This window comes from Aneurinibacillus tyrosinisolvens (assembly GCF_001015055.1).
GTDB lineage: Bacteria > Bacillota > Bacilli > Aneurinibacillales > Aneurinibacillaceae > Aneurinibacillus_A > Aneurinibacillus_A tyrosinisolvens.
The window spans coordinates 1-20,935 of record NZ_BBWZ01000058.1; the positions used below are offsets into that span (position 1 = coordinate 1).

A 20,935-nucleotide genomic window follows, 5' to 3' on the forward strand; every position below is an offset into this window, starting at 1 on the left:
ATGAAAGGGGAGTTTCGAACACATCAAATGGGAAATCTGCTGTATGTTGATGGTAGCTGGACGTATGACAGATTGAGGAAAGGAGCTTTATAAGAAGTTTCGATGAGCTGTTGGGAGTCTCTTATATCCCAATGGCTTTTTTATTTCGATTAGCCGATAAAATTTACCTTTTTGTAAATAATATAGCCAGTTGCATTTTTGCATTGCTTAGTTTGAAGGTTAATAAAAAGATCGAGAAGGAGAAAATCAAAAATGAGCACTCAAGCAATGCCAGAAGGAACCATTCGGACGGGTCCGATTCTAGGGGTCATGTTAACGGGAGCCTTTATCGCCTTTTTAAATCAAACATTGATAAACATTGCATTGCCTCAGATTATGGCTCATTTGCACATTTCTGCGGTAACAGCAAACTGGTTAACGACCATTTTTATGTTAGTCAATGGGATTGTCATTCCCATTACGGCCTTCCTAATGGAACGTTTTACAACGAGGCAGCTGTATATAACCTCAATGGGGCTTTTCACAGTCGGCACGCTCATTTGTGGCATTGCCCCCAATTTTGCAGCGCTCTTGATTGGGCGCGTTGTACAGGCTGCCGGTGCGGGTGTCCTGTTTCCGCTCATTACAAATGCTATTTTCGCCTTGTTTCCGGTGGAAAAGCGCGGTGCGGCTATGGGGTTGTTTGGTGTTGCGATAAACTTTGCACCGGCGATAGGACCTACACTATCAGGTTGGATTGTTCAGACCTACTCCTGGCGGGTGCTGTTCTTTGTTATATTTCCTATTGGGCTGATTAACCTGTTTGCTTCGTTCTTCCTTGTTAAAAATGTATCGGAAACGAGCCGTCCAAAATTGGATGTTTTAGGTGTGATCCTTTCTACACTCGGTTTTGGCGGTATCCTGTATGGCTTCGCAACAGCTGGCAGTTCGGGATGGGGCAGCCCAAATGTGGTAACGATGTTTAGCATTGGCGGGGTATCACTGCTATTGTTTATCTGGCGACAGCTTGCCGTGAAACACCCTATTTTAGAATTAAGGGTTCTCCGGTACCGGATGTTTACCCTCACAACAATCATTAATATGATTGTTACAATGGCGATGTTCGCAGGCATGATTTTGATGCCCATCTATATGCAAAATGTCCGCGGTTTTTCACCGTTCTTATCGGGGCTTATGCTTTTACCCGGAGGAATTGTTATGGGGATTATGTCACCCATTACAGGAAGGCTGTTCGATAAAATGGGTGCAAAATGGCTTGCGATTCCGGGCCTGCTCATAACTGTAATTACGACTTATGCACTCAGCCGGCTTGGAACAAATACATCTTTCACTTATATAACGATTATATTCACCATCCGCATGTTCGGTATGGCCATACTGATGATGCCGATTTTTACCGCGGCTTTGAATGACTTACCTCTTGCCTTAAACCGGCATGGAACCGCGCTCATTAATACCTTCCGTATGGTGGCTGGTGCTGTTGGAATGGCCTTCTTTGTTTCCATCATGACGAACCAGAGCGCAAAGCATACTGAGGATATTTTGCAGGGGCGGTATGTCTATATCACCCGTGAGACTGAGAGGGCCGTTGCCGTTAACCAGGGAGCTGTCATGGGTATCAATGACGCATTCCTGATTGCTACTCTTCTCACAGTAGTTGCACTCGTATTATCATTTTTTATACGAAATAAAGCCGTTGCGAAGGGGGCGATCGCAGCTCCGGATTTTCAGGAGAAAGGTGTGCTGCCTCTGGAGAACCCCCAGCCCACTTACAAAGACCGGGTCGCCCAGCCACAATCAGTACAGAATAATCGCGAGGAAACAGTGGAGAATATTCTTGGCCGGTTGTTTGAAGATCAGCACACGAAGCAGGAGTTCCTTCAGGTTCTCAGCCGGATGGTGAAAGAAAATACGCCGGAGCGAGCAGCACCGGAGCAACCGTTTCATCCTCAGCCACAGGATGTCACGCAGTCTGTAAGCGAACAGGAACAGCAGGCGGGTGAAAACGAAAAAACAGGCAGCAGATATGGAATTCCGCAACGCCATTCGGAAGTTTCAAGAAACCCCTCAAACCCGGGAAGAGAAGAAAGAGGAAAACGCGGATGCAGCCTATCGGGCAGCGCTTCGCCGTTTTCAGGAAAATCCTCAATCTTCGGAAGAAAAGGAAGAGGTCATGGCGGATGCAGCCTACCGGGCAGCACTTCGCCGTATTCATAAGGATCAGCCGTAGGAAATGAACTGCTTCCATCCGGATGCGCTGTCTCTTTGTGTCCGCTAATTCTCAGTTGTTAATTGAGCAAGCTTCACCTTTGCTTTTCTATGATGCAGGCCGTAATAAATTAGGACCGTGCAAGCGACAATCAAACCGGCAATGAAATACATAAAATGATAGTTCGTTTTTGCGGCCACAATTCCCAGGGCATACGAACCGATTCCGTACCCTGAGTCGAAAAATACAAAGTACGTTCCGGTAGCTAAGCCTCTCCGGTGGCTCGGCGAAGACTGAATAGCGATAGCCTGGAAGCTGGAAGCAAAGCGCCATAGCCCAGCCCTATTATTCCCGCTGTCAATAGAAATAGGAAGGCCGTATGCGCCTGGCTTAGGCCTATCATGCCGATTGCAAATAGGAAGATACCCGGGTAAACGAGAACGTGCTCACCCAGCCGGTCGAATAATCTTCCTACAAGGGGACGTGGGATGACAATCATGGCAGCAAAGACCACAAAGAAATAGCTCGCGAAGCTGCTTAACCCGAGCTCTTGTGCATAAATCGAAATAAAGGTAGTAATGGCACCATAAGAAAAGGCTAAAACGCTCCCCGATAAAGAAATCGGAATTGCACTTGGTTCAATATATTTTTTCCAATCCCACAGCTTTCCTTTGTTATCTTTACGAATTTGTTCGGGGATACGGATTAACATACCAAATAAAAAGGATAGCAAGGCAAAAATAGCACATGCAATAAACAAAACCCGGGAGTTATAATGCGACATAATGGTAAGGCCGGCAAAGGGTCCGATAACCATCGCTAAACTCATGAACAGACTGTAATAGCCAATCCCCTCGCCCTTACGCCGGTCAGGTATGAGATCGACAGCAATAGCTCCCGTTGCAGTCGTGGCGATTCCAAATGCAATTCCATGAACAAAACGTAAAACAAGCAAAATAGTAAAGCTCTTGATTCCTAAATATAAAACTGTACAGGCAAGAAACAAGGTAAGGGAAATAAATACTATTTTTTTCCTGCTGAATTCATCAAGCCACATTCCGGCGAGTGGCCGAAATAGAACAGCTGCGATAATAAAGACAGTCATAACAAGACCGATTTGCTGTTCACTTCCATGTAATGTGTCGATAACAAACACGGGGAGTGTAACGGCCAGCGTATAAAACGTCATAAACAAAAAAAAGCTGCTGAAACAGACAGCTATAAAATCCCGGTTCCACAATGGTTGATCCTTCAAAATCTATCTCTCCAGTTCTTCTATTTGTAGGCTTGCATTTTCGGTTATTTTCCTTAGCAGTTCTCTAAACTGTAGGATTTCATTTTCTGATAAATCCTTCATCACAGTGTGTATGGCTTCAGCTTCGATTGGAACTAGTATTTCATTTAACTTTCTTCCATCCTCTGTAACTACAGCCAGAAATGATCGTCTGTCCCCGGCGTTGGGCTTTCTCCTGGCCAGGCCTTTCCGCTCCAGTTGGTCCAGTATCCTTGTGACGTTTGTTTGATCCTTTCCCGTTCGTCTGGCCAGTTCCTTCTGATTGATGCCGTCTTGTTCCGCAAGGCGGTTTAATACTGTCCACTGTTCCAGCGTGATGCCGTAGGGGGAGAAGTGCAATGATAAAAGCTGGCTTACTCTCCGTCCGGCGTTATTAAGGACGAATCCTAAAGAATCATCAAGTTTCAATCACATCGCTCCTTCTATATAATTGCTATAGCAATTATATTCATAACATTTAAGTGTGTCAAATTTAAAATAAAAGTGATGATCTTTGAATAAATATTCAAAATTTAAAAAAGCCGGTAATTCACCCTTTCGTGGTGAGTTACCGGCTTTTTCTCAGTAAAACAGGCACATTTCCTGTGCTTTTTATTAGAATGTAGAAGAGATGGATTGTTTCTGGTTTACAATTACCTGGTTTTAAGATGGGAGATAGGAATATGAGTATCGGGATTACAGCTATGGGGATACTCGTTGGGTTTTTGGTAGGTCTAACAGGTGTAGGAGGAGCAGCGCTTTTAACTCCTGTTTTAATCCTGATAGGCATTAGTCCTGCCCTCGCTGTCGGAACGGACCTTTTTTATAGTGCAGTCACAAAATTATTTGGAACGATTCAACACTACAAGCAGAAGACAATAAATATAAAATTAGTAAAATACTTAGCGCTGGGCAGTATCCCGGGCGCGGTTATAGCGATTGGGATTCTGCATACTTTTAATCTTTTTTTTCACAATCAGGAACAAATCATTAAACATGCTTTAGGCTATGTATTGATTCTTGTTGCCTTTGCCACACTGTTCCGCACATTCTTCGATAAAAGGCTTAAGGAGAGTCCGTTGGCCTTAAAACCATTAGAGGAAAAACGCGGGTTAACCATAGGCATTGGAGCAACTCTTGGTTTCATAGTAGGTCTTACCTCCATCGGATCCGGCTCTTTATTTGCTCTCGCTATGCTGTATCTATACCGAATGACAGCCTCCGAGCTGGTAGGAACAGACATCGCTCATGCTTTTATGCTCGTCACAGTGGCCGGGATGCTTCATGCCAGCCTTGGAAATGTAAACTATCTGTTAGTGGCTAATTTATTGATGGGTTCTATTCCAGGAGTTATCATGGGCAGCGCTTTGTCTGCTAAAATCCCCACAAAGCCTCTTCGGGCAATTATTGCTGCCATTGTTTTTATAAGTGGAATAAAGCTAATTTGAAACTAACAGCCCGTCTGGTAAACCAGGCGGGTTTTCCTTTGCGCTAAAAAGGGGACAATGGTATTGAAGGAGTTAACAGCGGCGTATGGAAACATTAATTACATGGGGAAGGAGGTCAGGGGTTTGAAAGCTTATTTATTTTTAGCCATTGCTATTATATCCGAGCTTTTTGGCACATCGATGCTAAAAGCTTCGGAAGGTTTTACTAAAATATTGCCGAGTATTGCTGTTGTTTTTTGCTTTGTTGTTGCGTTTTATTCTCTTTCGTTGTCTCTTCAACAAATTCCATTAAGCATTGCCTACGCTATTTGGTCCGGGGTAGGAACCGCAATAACTGCGGTCATTGGAATCGTGGTTTGGAAAGAAAATATTAGCTTGTTACAAGTTGTTGGCATTTTGTTCATTATTGCCGGGGTTGTCATACTGAATCTAAAGGCGCCGCTACATGAGACTACACAAAGCACAGGACTTCAATAAGACTGGAGATTAGTGAATAGAGAGGCTGACTCAAAAGGTCGTTGAAAAGCGACTTTTTGAGGCCAGCCTCTTTTTTTGTCCTGGTTTTTGGGCAATTATGCATAATTTTCTTCACTACCGTAACCGGAATCTGCAATCAATGCTTTTATGTTAATGAAAGAATAGATTCCATTGTTCGTTTTGAAATGAGATGTTAGGAAAAATCATGCTTGATTTTTTTGATAAAAATGCCTTCGATAAGTTCAATCATGAATTAGGCAAGATAGATAAATAATTCTTTACTTCCAATGACTCCTTTCATTCCCACTAATATAGATCTATTACAAAATACAATCGACCTATTATAATTTTCCTGTCATATTTAATCTTTTCGCGATTTCTGTTGCAGAAGCAGCACCCGGAGCATCCCAGCGGGTTCCACAAAAGGATGCTGTGACTGCTGAAATTGGGGAGCTGCCCAATAAACTTCCTAAAACGAAACTGGAGTTGACGAGCAAGCGGACGAAATATTCGACCCGCTACCTCAATCCGGACGGAAGTTTTACCGAACAAATTTTTAGTGAGCCCCAATTTTATCAGGACCCGGCCGATAAAAAATGGAAGAAGATTGATAACAATCTGAAAGCCAACACAAAAAAGCCGGGGAAACATAAAAATACGGCTAATGACTTTACGGCTTCCCTTGCCGATCAAGCCGACGGCAGTGAGCTTGTTTCTGCTGAAAAGGACGGGAAAAGCCTGGCGCTTGTTCCGCTTCAAGCGAATTCAGTAAAGGGGATCGTGAAGGGGAATGAAATTACATACCCTGGCCTTTTTAAGGATACCGATGTCCGCTATAAGGTCCAGGGCGGTGGAGTAAAAGAAGACCTGATTCTTCAAAGCGCTTCCGCACAAAATACCTTTACGTATGAAGTGAAGCTGGATGGTTTGAAACCTTTGGTTGAAAAAGATGGAACCATTACGTTTACCGATGCCAAAGGGAAAAAACAATGGTTTCTGGCCAAGCCGTTCATGACGGATGCCAATGGGAAGTATTCGAACAAAGTATCGCTTACCCTGCGGGAAGCGGGCGGAAAGACATATGTGGATGTTGCGACTGACCCGGCATTCCTGCAGAACCCGGCTACAAAGTATCCGGTCACCATTGACCCGCCCATTAACAGCTGGAATGTACAGCGGGATATGTTCGTAGCTAGTTCCTTCCCGACTTCGTCTTATGCAAGCCAAACGTATATGGAGACAGGATATGACAGCACGTTGGGCGCCACCCGCTCGCTGGTGCAGTTTTACTTGCCGGCTCTGCCGAGTGACAGTAAAATTTCGAGCGCTACTTTCCAGGCTTATCAGACCAAAGCAGATACAGCGAATGCCTCCGTTGACTTATACCGGGTGACGAGTCCCTGGACTTCAGCGGCAACCTGGAATACACAGCCAACCATTCCGGCTGCTGCCGAATCCAGTGTCACAAGCAATACGTCAAACGCTTACTGGCAATGGAATATTACACAGCTCGTAACAGATTGGTACAACGGCGACCAGGCCAACTATGGCTTGATGTTAAAGCAGCAGAATGAAACAACCTCCCCGTATAAATCCTTTAACACGGTAAACAGCAGCACCAATACACCTCAACTGACGATCAACTATACAGTGGATCCAAGGGGGATCGAAGATTTCTGGAGTTATACGAAAGATGGCGTGAATCCGGCCAATGGAAACCTTGTTGTACAAAACGAGGATCTCTCGATTCCGGGACGCGGCGTACCGATCAGTGTCAAACGCACGTATAACAGCCGGAAATCAAGTACCGCAGGTATATTTGGTTATGGATGGGGGAGTAATTTGGAAGCGCACCTTGTGGATGCAGGCAGCGGACCGATTATGTTCGTCGATGGAGACAACACCCGCCATTTCTTCGGGCAAACAGCCGGAGGAGGCTACGTTGCTGCCGGAGGACTTTATCTCACACTGGTTAAGAATGCCGATGGAACCTACACCATGACACAGATGGATGGAACAATACTCCATTTCGATATAAATGGTTGGATTTCATCGATGGTTGATACGAACGGAAATACGACCTCATTTAATGTGGATGCTGCCGGCAACCTTACATCCGTGCAGGATGCTTCCGGGCGCAAGGCTACATTCACTTATGGCACGAACGGGTATGTATCCAGTATTATGGATCCGGCTAATCACACCATAAGCTATGGGTACGATGCGGCAGGAAACCTAACAAAAGTAACGGATGCGGCAGGGAACAGCACGACCTTTGCCTATGATGCCCGCAACATTAAAACGACGATTGCCTATGATACTTCGGACCGGGTATCCAGTGTTAGCCAGCCCATCACGGTGAACGGCGCTGTCCAAACGAGTACCACAAGTTACTCGTATGATACAGTAAACCTGGTGACCGCGGTGACGGATGGGGAAGGCCGGCGGGTAGATTACACCACGAATGCCAATGGCAATGTCGTTCAACTGACACAAAACCCGCTGGACGCGGCAAACAAGGCGGTTACGTACTTTGCCTATGACAATAATAACAACTTAACGCAGGTAAAAGATCCAAATACCAACCGGGTAAACGGAGCGGAAACGTACGTGTATACGTATGACGCCAACGGGAATATTACGTCGAAAAAACTCCCTGGCGGTCAGACTTCTTATGATACGTACGATAGCCAGAACAACCTGGTGAAGGAACAGGATTTCAATAAAAATATCAGTTCATCTGATTACGATGCGAAAAACAATCAAACGGAATCCACCGATGCCAACGTTCAAACGGTGGCCCAGCGGTATAATTCAGCAGGAAACCTGTTGTATTCTACCAACACGATGTCGGTTGCCGATAACCTGGTTCCAAATTCCAGTTTTGAACAGGGGACAACAACGAGCTGGCCGGATAACTGGGTACAAGAGATAGAAACAGGAAAAACAGCGACCTATGGCTGGTCAAGCACGACTAAATGGGGAAAGAAAGCGATCAGCATTTCAAACCCGACCGGCTGGGCGGTGGCTAAATCGGATATCATTCCTTATGCAGCCGGGGACCGGTATATTGTGAGTGGGTACGCGAAAACGGCCAATACCACCAGTCAAGCCATGGTCAAAATAGACTTTTTAGCTTCAACAGGGAAATGGCTGGATCAGCAAGTCAGCTATGGGCTAAAAGGAACCCATGACTGGACACGCATTCAAGCAGTGGTTGAAAATGCCCCTGCCGGTACGACTCAAATTCGGGTATCTGTGGGATTGAATGCCGGCTCGGGTACAGCGTACTTCGATGGAGTCCAGCTAGAGAAGGGAACCGTTCTTAGTGCCTATAACCTTATCGATAACAGCAGCATGGAGCGGGACGCTAACGGAGACAAAATCCCGGATAGCTGGACGACCAGCAACAACCTGGCTCCAAACGCTGATGTCATCGATGCAAACGTAAACCCTGGCGATGACAATGCCTATGCCGGGAAGTATTCCTTTAAAATGACCGGGGAAAAAGGCAAGAATAAATTCATCAAGCAGCATATTAATGTCTCAGGAGATACTGCGTCGAAATTTACGCTGTCCGGCTGGTCGAAGCAGACAGGAGCCGATAGTAACGGAGGTCCCTACGCCCTTCAGGTCGCCATCAATAACACAGACGGAACCGTGGACTGGACGAATGCGAACTCTTTTAGCCGGGTTTTACAAGGCTGGCAGCATGTCGGCGCGGAAGTAAACCCAACCAAGACGTTTGATTCGATTGATGTCTATTATTACTACTATGATCAATTAGGCACGGCCTGGTTTGATGCCATGCGTTTAGAAGAAGGAGCTTCCCACACCTTCAACACCTATGATGCGGGGGGAAACTATGTAACAAGTGTGAAAGGCCCGGCGGGAAACACCGTTTCCACAACATATGATGCTGTTGGAAATCAAACCAGTGCCACAGACGGAAAAGGGCAGTCAACTTCCTTTGCATATGATGCCCGAAACCTGTTAACAAAAGTGACAGACGCCAAACTTGGCGTAACCGCTTATGGGTATGACGGGGCAGGCAACCGAACCTCGGTTACTGATGCCAAAAATAACAGTACAGGGTATGAGTATAACGAGCAGAATCAGGTTTCTAAAGTAACGAATCCGTTGAACCAGGCGATTCAATTCGGGTACGACAAAAATGGAAACATGACGAAGTTCATCTCTCCGAAAGGGGATACGGTATCCAATACGTATAATGCCCTGAATCGGATGGACAGTATTTCTTATAACGGTGTCAAGAAGTGGGGACTTGCCTACGATGCAAACGGAAATGTAACTTCTGTTACCGATGCAGCGGGAAAAGCGACGACCTACACCTATGACAACAATAATCGGGTTACTGATTTGGTGGAAGGTGCCTCAAACAAAACACATTATGTGTATGATAATAACAGCAACCTGGCATCCTTCTCCTTCACAGCGGGTGCCACAACCGTATCGACAGAATATGCTTATAACACGCTGGATCAACCCGTTTCTTTATCACGGAACGATGTGAATCAGGCAAGTTTTGTCTATGACGAACGGGGCAATGTAATTTCCATAAAGAGGGCAAACGGTACATACACCGCGTACGAGTACGATGGTGCCAACCGTTTAAAGTCTATGAAAAATTACAATGCTGCAGGAGGAGTGCTCGATTCCTACGTATATACGTACGATGCCAATGGGAATCGGACGAGTGTGCAGACAAACGCGGGAACCCTTTCATATCAATACGATTCTTTGAATCAGTTAACGCAGGAAACCCTTTTGGATGGAACCACGATTGCATATGAATATGATGCCGTTGGAAACCGAACATCTAAGAAGGTGACCAAAGGTGCGACAACAACGACAACAACGTATACGTATGATGCTGCCAACGAGCTTACAGCGGTGAACGGGCAGGCTTATACGTATGATGCTAATGGAAACTTAACGGGTAATGGAGCTAAAACCTTTATTTATAATGAAGAGAACCAGCTCACCCAGGTGAAAGATTCTACTGGAGCAGTGCTTGCTTCCTATACCTACGATCACGAAGGCAAACGGACAAGCACGACCACTCCAAGTGGGACACTTACTTTCCACTACAATGGAGATAAAGTCATCTATGAAACGGATGCGAGCAATAATGTTGTGGCAGAGTATACATGGGATGCCGAAGGGAATCCGGTTACGATGACCAAAAATGGAGTCACATATTATTACCATGTTAATGGGCATGGGGATGTAACCTCATTAACCGATGGAAATGGTAATAGGGTAGCTCAATATCAGTATGATGCATGGGGGAATATTCTTTCTTCAACAGGAACAATGAAAGACGCCAACCCTTATCGCTATGCGGGTTACCGTTATGACAATGAAACCGGATTGTACTACTTAATGGCAAGATATTATGATGCTAGTGTGGGACGGTTTATTACAAGGGATACATTCCATGGATTTGAAAATCAACCATTAAGTTTAAATCAGTACTCTTATGTTGAAAATAACCCAGTGATGAAAGTAGATCCAACGGGTCATTCCGGTAATTTTAATTATCGGTGGATGTCTTGGGGTCTAAAAGTTTGGATTTCTCACCAAGCATGTAACATAATTAAGCAAAAGGTGCTAATTTATGGTTTTCAGATATCCGCGGTTACGTTGTGCCTTTGGATAGTTGGCAAGAAATATTATGATTCACCAAAATGGCTTGCACCTCTTATGGGTGTAATCACAGGATCTTTAGCTTGGTTCTTATCTCATGATAAGGGAGCCGGAGTTGTGATCGAAGGGAGAAACTGCTTAACAAGTTGGCGTATGGTGCCAGCGTACAAATAAGCATGAAAAAGGAATAAACTCTTACTTCCAGAGTGTAGAGACTCTTCGGTTTTCTCTACACTCTTTTTATAAAGTAGAGAAAGGAATGAACTATATAGAAAAAATACCCATATGTGATTAAAAAGGTTATAGAACTGAGGCGAACACTATATTGAGGTGAAACTATGAACTTAAAAAAGACGCTTTTTCTCTACACTTACTATATTGGGTTGGGTTATTTTTTCAGTCGGGTTTTTCTATACTTGTTTCCTAATCTTTCGTTCAATATCTTTGTTATAAGCTTAATCGTTTTTATATTAACAGCTCGATTAATTGAAACTAAGTATATCTCGAAGCTTTTCAAATAAAATCTATTCATGACCGGTTATCATATCTCCGGTTCAGATGTTGGTTACAGGTTGAAGTGGTGGGGACACAAAATTTGGTTTTCACATCATGTTATACAACACATCGTAAAAAATGGGATGGCAATTGGACCTTCATTAGCTATTTTAAATGGACTCCTCCAACATGCAGGGGTACCTGGTAAGCTTTCAAGTATAGTTCTTGGTTTCATCGGTTTGTCTATCTATTGGTTTGTGAAACAGGATAGAGGAGCCGGAGTAGTAGTACAATGGTATTGGACTTCTCCAACTGTTGTTTTACCTAGATTCGTCCCAGGATATCAAGGATAGTAATTGTAAGTAGGAGTAAGAAAGTGCTGAAGCGCTTCTTACTCTCTTTAAAAATTTAGCAATTCATAAAGAGGGGATAGTTTTGCCTTTAGATTATCAGATTCTACTTTACTTTGCTGTAGGGCTTACTTTGTATTTTGCTTTGTGGAGAAAAAAAGGAATAATCAGCGCAATTCTCAACGTTTTAAACTATCTTGGCGTTGGTCTATTATTTTACGGAATCGGAAGGACTGATGATGTATATTCCTACATAGGAGGAGCAATAATGCTTCTTACTGTCATAGCTTTTTTCTTTACAGACGAAAAGAGATAGTGTGAGTAGTTTAGGCGTCAAAGGTACCCCAACCATTTATATTAATGGAAAAGAGGTTTCTGAAAACGATACATTTAATTATGAGGCAATTCGAGAAATGATTTTGAGGGCTAAAATTAACATCGACAAATGATGTTCTGATTCATATTTCCGTGAACCTTAAACAAGTAGTGAAATTCTTGTTTAAGGTTTTTTAGTTCCTTTTTAATAAGGTGGCACGGTAAAGAAGCTAATCTAAGTTAATTTTGCCTAGGATTTGAAGAACTTCAGATTAACTGTCAGCGGCCATCCGAAAATCATCACTTATGGCCAAGAAAAATCCCCTCAGTTTGCCGTCTTTTTTCCTTTTAAACGGTAACTATCACCGTTAAATACAAGACGGTGACTAAGATGAAGAAACCGATCCAGAGCGGCCACCACAATCACCTCTGATAAGAAGGCCGGTGGCTATTCACGAAAGGACAAGTCGCTCGTCACGATGATTGATTTTTTTTTCATAACGTAGGAAACCCTTTTGGATGGAACAACGATTGCATATGAATATGATGCAGTCGGAAACTCATTAACAGATGGAAATGGTAATACGGTAGCTCAATATCAGTATGATGCGTGGGGGAATATTACTTCTTCTGCAGGGTTAATGAAAGATGCTAACTCGTATCGTTATGCTGGCTATCGTTATGATAATGAAACTGGATTATACTACTTAATGGCACGTTATTATGATGCTAGTATAGGAAGGTTTATCACAAGAGACACGTTCCATGGATTTGAGAATGATCCGTCAAGTTTAAATCAGTACGCATACACTAAGAATAACCCTGTTATGTATATAGATCCAACTGGACACTGGTCCTGGAAAGATCCTATAAAATCGGCTATGAATTGGGCTATTCATGTGGTTGCTGATGAATTTAGAACAAATACTTTAACCGATATTAGTCTTATGTTTCTAGGAGGAGGAGTGGGGGCGCTTAGGGCATTTAAAGCTGCTCAACAGGGACTCTCTTATATAGAAAGATATGTATTGAAAAAGTCAGTAATAAGATTTTTTAAAGGAGCAATAGCTGGTTTTCTTGGTGAGGTAACACCAGTTATAAACAAAATTACTTCTTACGGAAATAAACTATTTCAATATGAAACTTGGTTTGATTCGACTAGAACTGGTAAAGCAATAGACAATGGTATCACAAAGGCTGGAATGTATTTACATTCATTAGTGAATAAGTGGTAATATATATTTTACTTAATTCTTAATTATATTGAATGGTACATAGATAAGTTATTTTTCTATTACCATTCAATATTTCCTATCAAAAAGAGGGTGTAGTATAATGAGTTTTTACAAATTAGCCCCTATATTCTGGGATATTTTGATGTTTATTTTTATTACTTGGATTATATATAAGAATTTTTTTAAACCAATCAAAAGGTATGAAGACTATATAAATAGAGCTACTAACTATGAGTTTTTTCTCCGAAATAAAAAAAAGAAAATGGAAATTTTAAAAACAGCACTTAACGATGGATCTTTATTAAATATAGAAAGATCATCTATTTTAATAAAGATAGGATTTCAATATTTTAAAGAAGATAATTGGGATCAAGCTACAAAGTACTTTCATGATGCTTTACAAATTGCACGTAAGGAAAAGTTTTTTTATACTAAGGCTCTTTCAGATGTAGTGAAAGCCTACTTTTATATGGGTCAAAGACAAAAAGCAATTGACCTTTATTATGATTTATTGCAACGGCAGAGTTACGATCCTAGATTTTCCAAGATAAAAAAATTAGCCAAGTTGTTAAAATTAAATCAGTAAATTTTAATTTTACTGCTTCTATGTATTACTACCATCTCAATGGGCGTGGGGACGTAACGTTGCTAACAGATGAAAATAGTAATACGGTGGCACAGTATACCTATGATGCATGGGGAAATATTATTTCTTCAACAGGATCCATAAAAGATGCAAACCCTTATCGCTATGCAGGTTATCGTTATGATGAAGGTACAGGGTTGTACTATCTGATGGCTCGTTACTATGATGCTGGTGTAGGTAGGTTTATTACGAGGGATACATTCTACGGTTTCGAAGATAATCCAATCAGTCAGAATCAATATGTATATACCAATAACAACCCTGTAAAAAATACTGATCCCACTGGTCACGGTCCGACTAGTATTGTTATTAGAAGTGGAGTATCCGCAGCTGCAGCTGGTGTTTTATTACCTCGAGGGTACACACTAGCCTATAATTTATTTTTTCATGCTTTATGGGGTTATGGATTTAGCGAGAATTTATTAATCAGCAAACTTAAAAGTTCTCCAGAAGTCCAGTCTCGTGTTAAGAGTTATATTTCTCAGGCTAAGGGTGCTACTTCGTTCTTGCATCTTAGTGTTCCTTATGAATTTAAAAGTGGGGACTTATACTATGCGCTTCAACACGTCACTTTTAACTTTTTTGGACAGCGGGAAGGTAGTAGATGGAAAGTTGGAATAAGAGTAATTGATAGATATGATTTTACTCAATGGCGAAAACTCAATAGTTTTGCCAGTGCTGCAAATAATCTAGGAAATCTTTTACAGGATACGAACCTCTTGACACCTTATAATATAAACGTTAGGTTAGGTTCGATACTTATTATTAATTTTCTTCTGGAGAGGAAATGTAGAATGGTATTCAAAATCTAACCGATATGAAACTAGTTTAACAATCAGTTGATATCGAAATATATAATTGCTGAAAATAGTTCCAGTTTCGTAGCTCCATTATCTATAAAAGGGAATTTCCCTTTTGCATATATACAAAATTGCAGCGATCCAAGGTCGCTGCAATTGTCTTATTTTAGTATACGTGTCCATTCTTTTCCAACCTACACATTTTGATGTATAGCCAAGAATAAAAAGGAAAATCACAAAAAAGGGGGTTGCATAAGTAATGAAGAGCATAAAATGGATTATTATTCTTTTGGTATTAGCAATAATTTGTATTGTGGCTTCCTATAAATTGTTCGAAAAATTCCAAACAGTTGATTCAACCTGGGAAAAAGATTACAACCGTATTTGAGGAAGGTGCATCTGATTGGAAAGCATATGTTATTGCCGAATATGACCAAGACACATTTGAGAAGGTTAAAGAACTTAAATTGTGGACAAGGATGGATAATAATAAAACCTTCACTATGGTTTCGGAACGAGTTGCATTGTTTAAAAATCAAACGCTTAGTTTCAAGCCTGAATATAAGAAGTTATTTACTGATTACCCTATTGAGTTCGATAAAAATTCCTTATTTTATATAAAACAACAAAATAATGGTTATTTTATGGCTATTCTCAATGTGAACAATCAAAAAATGTACACTATGGAAGTGACTTTATGATCTTAGAAAGTCAGCTGAAGGAATTTTACAATAACTGTAATAATTACCATTCCAAAGCAATCCGTGAGCAATTGAATAAAGAGTAAGAGGATGAAACTTGCCTTTATTGAAAATGAACTACACGTAGTTTGTGTTAATAAGTAGAGGTTTTGAAATGAGCGACAGGGCATTACTTGAAATGGAAACTCCACCAAGATCGTTTTCCCGCAAGGGACTACGGTATCCAATACTTACAACGCCCTGAAGCGGATGGACAGCATTCCTACAATGGGGTGAAGAAGTGGTACTGAGCTTATGATGCCAATGGAAACTTTATTTCCGCTACCGATTCAGCTGGAAAATCCACTACGTACACCGTAAAAATGGCTTAAGGGGCGTCCAACAAAATCGATTTTTAATATTAAAATTTCCGACTATACACTACATGGAAGGGAAATTACCGTAAAACAACGTCAAATGAAAAATACACAACCTAACCTGAATCTCACACAATTCATTTGTGTGAGATTCGGTATCAAATCATTTCTTTTTTTAGTGTACGGTACACCTTTCTTTGAATACATTTCTTATCAAGCAGGAGTAGGATTCAAGCAGTTTACTCCTGCTTGATTGTATGAGTATACCTATTTGTCTTATTCATGCTGGACAAGGGAGACAGGGAGTAAAATTTTTTGACAAACTACACCAGGCACTTAGAATGATCTAAGTGCCTTAGTTCATGTATTTCTTTACGGCATCCCAAAAATTTTCTCTTGGACCTGCCATGATCACAACAACAATATTTCCGTCTTCATCTTCATCCAAGTAATACGCTATTTCATAATTTGTACCTTGATGGAAAACATCATATCCATACACACCTGACAGGTCTCCAACTTTAGGTTGACCCACTTCCGGGTCATGCCTAATCTGAATGATGGCATCCTCATACTTACTTTTTAACTGCTTATCTTTTAGTTTCTTAAAATATTTTTTGGCCGAAGGAAGAAACTGAATGGGTAACATCATTATTCTTCCTCCAAATCACCAAAAATTTCCTTCACTTCATCATCGCCAGTTCCTTTTTGATTTCTTAGATTTCTTGCAGCCATTTTTGCTTCTTCCATCATCCTATCTACTGCTGGCCGAACTTTAGATTTCATCTCTTTGTATTTCTGAATTAACTCTTCTCCTTGATAACCTTCCTTCATCAAGTCCCTTAGAATGTATTCGGTAAAATAATCATCATCTGAATCGTTTATAGGCTCAATGATGATTTTGTTATTACTTACATAGCATTTCACTTCACTTCCGATATTCAACGCTTCAAAAAACTTTTGGGGAATCGTTATTTGTCTCTTTGACGACACGCTAATTCGTTTTGTTTCCAGCATGTAAAATCCCCTTTCTATTTAAAAACTTCTTTCTTGGTTTCTTTGTTTCTTGGTCATTATAATAATCAAAATACTGGTAAAAATCAACCTGGTTATCATAAAAAGAAAAATGAATAGATCGTTTTTAAGCAACCACTACCTTATACAGCCTAATTCCCCTATAAACTAATGCAATCGCATTTCGGAGCGGTGATCTAGCTACAGTCGGGTCGGAAGCGTATGTCTATCGAGACGGGCTGGATGTGATTGCATGAGCGGAGCGAATTAGCTGAGGGTAGAACCTTTTCAAATGCTCATAATAGCTCCTAGCGATTACTTCCTTTGTCCTTAGGCTAGATTTCAATAAAAGGACAATAAACACATGTTAGAAGGAAAATTGTAGACTTACACCATTACTTCTTCGAATGATCCTTCATCCCAAACATCCTCGAGTCTACTCTCACGCTTTTTCTTCCCTTCTCTCAACTTCCTTGATCTTTCCGGTATAAGTAATCGTTTCTATCAACAAAGAAAATGACGAGTAGCCCTGGACCCCAGCATCTCATCGGACGATGTGAGGGTGGGGTCCAGGGCGTTAACAAGGAATGTCTTTGTCGATAAAAACGCCTCATATCAAGTTTTAAGCGGAAACAGGATATTAAATTGAAAATGACATGATGGACTGATCTTTTTACTACTCAATTTAATAGTCGATTGCTATTGTAATGGCACATTCATATTTTATTAAACAACATAAATGATATGGACATAACAAACCATTGATATTTCTAAATTTCAATCTAAATTGGGTTCATGTCCCCGCCTTTAATAAATTACCAATGGAGTCAAGCATCGCCCGGCTCTTCAAGATGCTGGTTGTATCTTTTTATCTCCTGCTGCGCTAGTTTACTTCATAAACAGCGTCCATGATAGCACGCACCTGCACAAAATCATGTGCCAACTTCCTCGAATTTACTTCCGGCACATCACTTGTTCGAACCCCGTTTTCCTTCTTGAATCCACCGCAATGCACTTGAACTTTCTCTTATGTACCTTGAACTTTTCTCTTGAACTACTAAGCTATCCCCTTCATAGTTGGTTGGCTCCTCCTTACCGAGTCAGCAGAAGACCTCGATACATCATAAGGTACGTTGATGAGGCGAGGTCTTCTGCGTAAGACGAAAGAAAGGAGGAGCCAACCCGACCTTATATGATAAGAATAGCGACCGAAATCATACCGTAAACATAACAGACATTGAGTAACTTTTCATTAACGGTATTTTTACCATTTATTTTTGCGGTTTTTTATTGTCTTCAATTAAGTATAAATTCGTATAGGGGAACCTAATGCCGATCCTTGTTCTTTTCATTATAGACAAGTAAGACAAGACTGTTGTAGACCCTTGACATCATTTTCTCACGGAATAACTTGAGCTCGTAGAGGAAGATCTCATCATCAGCTAATATACAGCTGGTCTAAATCCACCGGTTGAATTTCGATCACGTCGTGCTGTTTTGCAATTTTCTTCAAAATGACCTGAAGCTCTGCTGGATAACACTGGATCGTAATCAACATATGAGATACTCCAGGATCCGATTTATGCTTTCTAATACTCTTAGCTGTTATGATTTTTCAACTATGTTTTTAAGCTGTGTTTTAACATTATCCTTACTTAATCCTCCATGGTAACAAATCACGTTTTCAATATCGAAATCTAAATATTTTGTTATGGAATGGTAGGCAGTATCCATATCTGGAGTAGACGGTGAATGAGGTCCATGCAAAACACCTTCCACACTATACATAGAATCCCCAGCTACAAGAGTTTTACTACGTTTTAAATATAGGCTGATATGACCCGGTGTATGCCCGGGAGTAAAAATAACTTGGATTCCTCCGCAAAATGGGAGTTCCTCTCCACCAAATAACGTTTTGTCAACTCTACCCCTTGGGGAATTGTTAACTTGAGCTACTATCTCCTGACGTATATTTTCTGAAAGTCCTTCTAATTGCCATGCCATACTATCAAGGTTTGCCTTTGAGAGGGGTAATTTCCCTTCAATATAGGGTTTATCAGCTTCATGAGCGTAAACTTCAATTTGCGAATCAGATTCTTTCAAAATTTCTGGAAGACTGCCAATATGGTCAATGTCCTGATGTGTCAGAATAATGGCTTTTAATTTGTCAAAAGGGACACCTGTATCATTCATAGCTTTTCGAATTTGTTGCAATTGTCCGGGTGTCCCGGTATCAATCAGAACGGCAGTAGTACCATCCCAAATAAGGGTAGGATTTAATTCTTGATGACCCCCAAAAGCCTCAATCTGTATTTCAAGCATTTCTACTCCATCCAGAATCTCCATATTTCTATCTCCCTTCATGATTTAGAGTGTGACCTACTCTTGGAAGGGTAGGTCACTGATTGGTTCAATCTCCAAACAGATAAGTAAGGGTTTAAAGGTAGGGGAAAAGTGTCCTACAGATACCCCTTTGCCTCCCTCGGTTCATTAGAAAATAAGAAACAAATTAAAGGAAAAGATTTCTTACTATGCAGCCATGTAAATAGTGCTTGATGGAGATTTGAAGAGTCGTAATTTGTGCATAGAGCTAGTGTAACTTATTTCCTTTCTTAAAGAATGGATAAAAGGAATAGATCTAATTAGTATAGATGGGTCTTGAGTTTTGAAAGATTCGTTAAGTATTCTTTCAATTTGCTCATAATCTTCCATTTCCCAATACTGTTCGATAAGGGGATTTGTATCGTTTGCCCCTTTTTTCAACCGTTGTTTCGCACGATAAATAACAGCCTTCACGGCAGTCTCGGTTGTATTAAATATCTCAGCAATTTCAGTTAATTGAAACCGAAATCCTTCTTTTAAGGCAAACATAACGGCTTGCTTAGGTGATAATTTATTTACAAGGTTGTGAATAGCCTCAAGACGGTTTTCAATTTGTTTTGATTCATCATAAATATATTCAGTAAAAGCTTCAAGAGACCCTTTATTTCTTTTTCGTACAGTGTCTATCCATTCATTTCGTGCAATTCTATTAAGTAAAGCCATGGATATATTGGGTTGGTTCTGATAATGAAGCCAAGCCTTAATTAAAGATTCTTGTACAACTTCCTCTCCATCCCAGATGTTTTGAGTTATAAACTGACAATATCGGCGAAGTTCAGGATAAAATTCTTGAAGCTGTTCTTCAGTAAGATTATGATGATGTTCTAGACAATCTTTTGAACCATTACGAAATTTACTTTGCACAACAATCACTCCTTCAGCACGTCTCTAATCTATAAACGAACATTTCCAATGAAAAGATACGGGGTAGAAACATTTTTTAAGTTTTAATGCGGTAAATGTATTAACTTCACTATATGAACAAGTATTAAAAATTCCAAACAATAAAATCACAGTTTTATTAGTTATGTAATGATTTCTTGGATTCCATCTCTGTATTCAGTCACCTTCTCCAATATAAGGAAAAAGGAGAGCCTCCTCAAAACGTTACTTACTCTAATCCTTCAATTTTTGGAAATGCTTCTGCTTCATGCTCTTCCACAGACTGATAATTCGATTCTTTAGTATTCTACTCGCAATCCGAGTCCTTTATTTTCTTCTGTTCTGTTTGAGACATTCATTTCTCCTGCTACTTGGTCTATGCTTATCCCTTGTATATACTTGAATACAAACGATCGTCCCTTAAGAAAATTGTCTGGTTTAGTTTTGACAATCCACCGTGGTATCTGCAATTTCACGCTGGGTATATCCCTTGAGGGAAAGATAGACAGGTTGAAAACGTTCATAGGATCTTCGATCCTTGGCTTCTTTCACTGTAAAGAGATAAGTAAGGAGGCATTACAACATAAGAGCTGCCGATTTTTACGGTAGCTCTTTTTTGCTTGTTGCCGAAATATATTTCTAATGTAATTTTAGCAAATTTATGCTTCATAAAATTGCACTT

16 protein-coding genes and 1 pseudogene are annotated in these 20,935 nt (G+C 40.8%); 9 read left to right on the plus strand and 8 right to left on the minus strand.

Features of this window, described 5'->3' with window-relative positions; genetic code table 11:
- Positions 1-252: 252 nt before the first annotated feature.
- The gene (locus MBEAL2_RS25960) at positions 253-2,217 is read left to right on the plus strand and encodes an MDR family MFS transporter (protein WP_082130196.1); all 1,965 of its coding nucleotides are present in this window, start codon (positions 253-255) and stop codon (positions 2,215-2,217) included.
- Between the two features lie 57 nt (positions 2,218-2,274).
- Here the strand turns inward: MBEAL2_RS25960 and MBEAL2_RS25965 are convergent.
- A pseudogene (locus tag MBEAL2_RS25965) lies at positions 2,275-3,464 on the minus strand (MFS transporter).
- 3 nt (positions 3,465-3,467) lie between these two features.
- Positions 3,468-3,911: a MarR family winged helix-turn-helix transcriptional regulator gene (locus tag MBEAL2_RS25970; RefSeq protein ID WP_047155127.1), complete on the minus strand. Its 444-nt coding sequence runs from the start codon at positions 3,909-3,911 to the stop codon at positions 3,468-3,470.
- 254 nt (positions 3,912-4,165) lie between these two features.
- Between MBEAL2_RS25970 and MBEAL2_RS25975 the strand changes: the two genes are divergently transcribed.
- The 4 genes from MBEAL2_RS25975 (at position 4,166) to MBEAL2_RS25990 (ending at position 12,238) form a co-directional block, all read left to right on the plus strand.
- Positions 4,166-4,930: a sulfite exporter TauE/SafE family protein gene (locus tag MBEAL2_RS25975; protein ID WP_047155128.1), complete on the plus strand. Its 765-nt coding sequence runs from the start codon at positions 4,166-4,168 to the stop codon at positions 4,928-4,930.
- A gap of 123 nt (positions 4,931-5,053) precedes the next feature.
- The gene (locus tag MBEAL2_RS25980) at positions 5,054-5,407 is read left to right on the plus strand and encodes a DMT family transporter (RefSeq protein WP_047155137.1); all 354 of its coding nucleotides are present in this window, start codon (positions 5,054-5,056) and stop codon (positions 5,405-5,407) included.
- A 432-nt stretch (positions 5,408-5,839) separates the two neighbouring features.
- Complete coding sequence (locus MBEAL2_RS25985) at positions 5,840-11,251, plus strand: DNRLRE domain-containing protein (protein ID WP_052948028.1); 5,412 nt, start codon at positions 5,840-5,842, stop codon at positions 11,249-11,251.
- Between the two features lie 756 nt (positions 11,252-12,007).
- Positions 12,008-12,238, plus strand: a complete 231-nt coding sequence (locus tag MBEAL2_RS25990; protein ID WP_047155129.1) for a hypothetical protein — start codon at positions 12,008-12,010, stop codon at positions 12,236-12,238.
- Positions 12,239-12,562: 324 nt separating this feature from the next.
- Here the strand turns inward: MBEAL2_RS25990 and MBEAL2_RS34185 are convergent, their stop codons facing one another.
- Entirely contained in the window at positions 12,563-12,664 is a 102-nt protein-coding gene (locus MBEAL2_RS34185; protein WP_369405538.1) for an ATP-binding protein, read from the minus strand.
- Positions 12,665-12,752: 88 nt separating this feature from the next.
- On the opposite strand from MBEAL2_RS34185, the gene MBEAL2_RS29795 reads away from it, so the two are divergent.
- The 4 genes from MBEAL2_RS29795 (at position 12,753) to MBEAL2_RS26010 (ending at position 15,619) form a co-directional block, all read left to right on the plus strand.
- The gene (locus MBEAL2_RS29795; protein ID WP_052948029.1) at positions 12,753-13,472 is read left to right on the plus strand and encodes an RHS repeat-associated core domain-containing protein; all 720 of its coding nucleotides are present in this window, start codon (positions 12,753-12,755) and stop codon (positions 13,470-13,472) included.
- 100 nt (positions 13,473-13,572) lie between these two features.
- On the plus strand, positions 13,573-14,058 hold the full coding sequence (locus MBEAL2_RS26000) for a tetratricopeptide repeat protein (RefSeq protein ID WP_047155130.1): 486 nt from the start codon (positions 13,573-13,575) through the stop codon (positions 14,056-14,058).
- A gap of 20 nt (positions 14,059-14,078) precedes the next feature.
- Complete coding sequence (locus MBEAL2_RS29800; RefSeq protein WP_082130198.1) at positions 14,079-14,930, plus strand: RHS repeat-associated core domain-containing protein; 852 nt, start codon at positions 14,079-14,081, stop codon at positions 14,928-14,930.
- Positions 14,931-15,229: 299 nt separating this feature from the next.
- Positions 15,230-15,619 carry a hypothetical protein gene (locus MBEAL2_RS26010; RefSeq protein ID WP_047155131.1) on the plus strand — a complete coding sequence of 130 codons (390 nt, stop codon included), beginning with the start codon at positions 15,230-15,232 and terminating at the stop codon, positions 15,617-15,619.
- A gap of 711 nt (positions 15,620-16,330) precedes the next feature.
- On the opposite strand, the gene MBEAL2_RS26015 is transcribed toward MBEAL2_RS26010, so the two are convergent.
- The 5 genes from MBEAL2_RS26015 to MBEAL2_RS26030 form a co-directional block, all read right to left on the minus strand.
- Positions 16,331-16,627, minus strand: a complete 297-nt coding sequence (locus tag MBEAL2_RS26015) for a type II toxin-antitoxin system RelE/ParE family toxin (protein WP_201780862.1) — start codon at positions 16,625-16,627, stop codon at positions 16,331-16,333.
- Positions 16,627-16,992, minus strand: coding sequence for an AbrB/MazE/SpoVT family DNA-binding domain-containing protein (locus MBEAL2_RS26020; protein WP_047155132.1), 366 nt, complete (start codon positions 16,990-16,992; stop codon positions 16,627-16,629). The genes MBEAL2_RS26015 and MBEAL2_RS26020 overlap by 1 nt, the downstream gene beginning before the upstream one ends.
- An 880-nt stretch (positions 16,993-17,872) precedes the next feature.
- The gene (locus MBEAL2_RS33780) at positions 17,873-18,004 is read right to left on the minus strand and encodes a hypothetical protein (RefSeq protein ID WP_269082520.1); all 132 of its coding nucleotides are present in this window, start codon (positions 18,002-18,004) and stop codon (positions 17,873-17,875) included.
- 590 nt (positions 18,005-18,594) lie between these two features.
- Complete coding sequence (locus tag MBEAL2_RS26025; protein WP_047155133.1) at positions 18,595-19,335, minus strand: MBL fold metallo-hydrolase; 741 nt, start codon at positions 19,333-19,335, stop codon at positions 18,595-18,597.
- A gap of 183 nt (positions 19,336-19,518) precedes the next feature.
- Positions 19,519-20,235 carry a sigma-70 family RNA polymerase sigma factor gene (locus tag MBEAL2_RS26030; protein ID WP_047155134.1) on the minus strand — a complete coding sequence of 239 codons (717 nt, stop codon included), beginning with the start codon at positions 20,233-20,235 and terminating at the stop codon, positions 19,519-19,521.
- Between the last annotated feature and the right edge of the window lie 700 nt (positions 20,236-20,935).

Excerpts from the sequence above, each read along its gene's own strand:
- MBEAL2_RS26015 (WP_201780862.1), bottom strand. The coding sequence starts at position 16,627 with ATGATGTTACCCATTCAGTTTCTTCCTTCGGCCAAAAAATATTTTAAG.
- MBEAL2_RS29800 (WP_082130198.1), top strand. The coding sequence starts at position 14,079 with ATGTATTACTACCATCTCAATGGGCGTGGGGACGTAACGTTGCTAACA.
- MBEAL2_RS26025 (WP_047155133.1), bottom strand. The coding sequence starts at position 19,335 with ATGGAGATTCTGGATGGAGTAGAAATGCTTGAAATACAGATTGAGGCT.
- MBEAL2_RS25975 (WP_047155128.1), top strand. The coding sequence starts at position 4,166 with ATGAGTATCGGGATTACAGCTATGGGGATACTCGTTGGGTTTTTGGTA.
- MBEAL2_RS26020 (WP_047155132.1), bottom strand. The coding sequence starts at position 16,992 with ATGCTGGAAACAAAACGAATTAGCGTGTCGTCAAAGAGACAAATAACG.
- MBEAL2_RS25960 (WP_082130196.1), top strand. The coding sequence starts at position 253 with ATGAGCACTCAAGCAATGCCAGAAGGAACCATTCGGACGGGTCCGATT.
- MBEAL2_RS26000 (WP_047155130.1), top strand. The coding sequence starts at position 13,573 with ATGAGTTTTTACAAATTAGCCCCTATATTCTGGGATATTTTGATGTTT.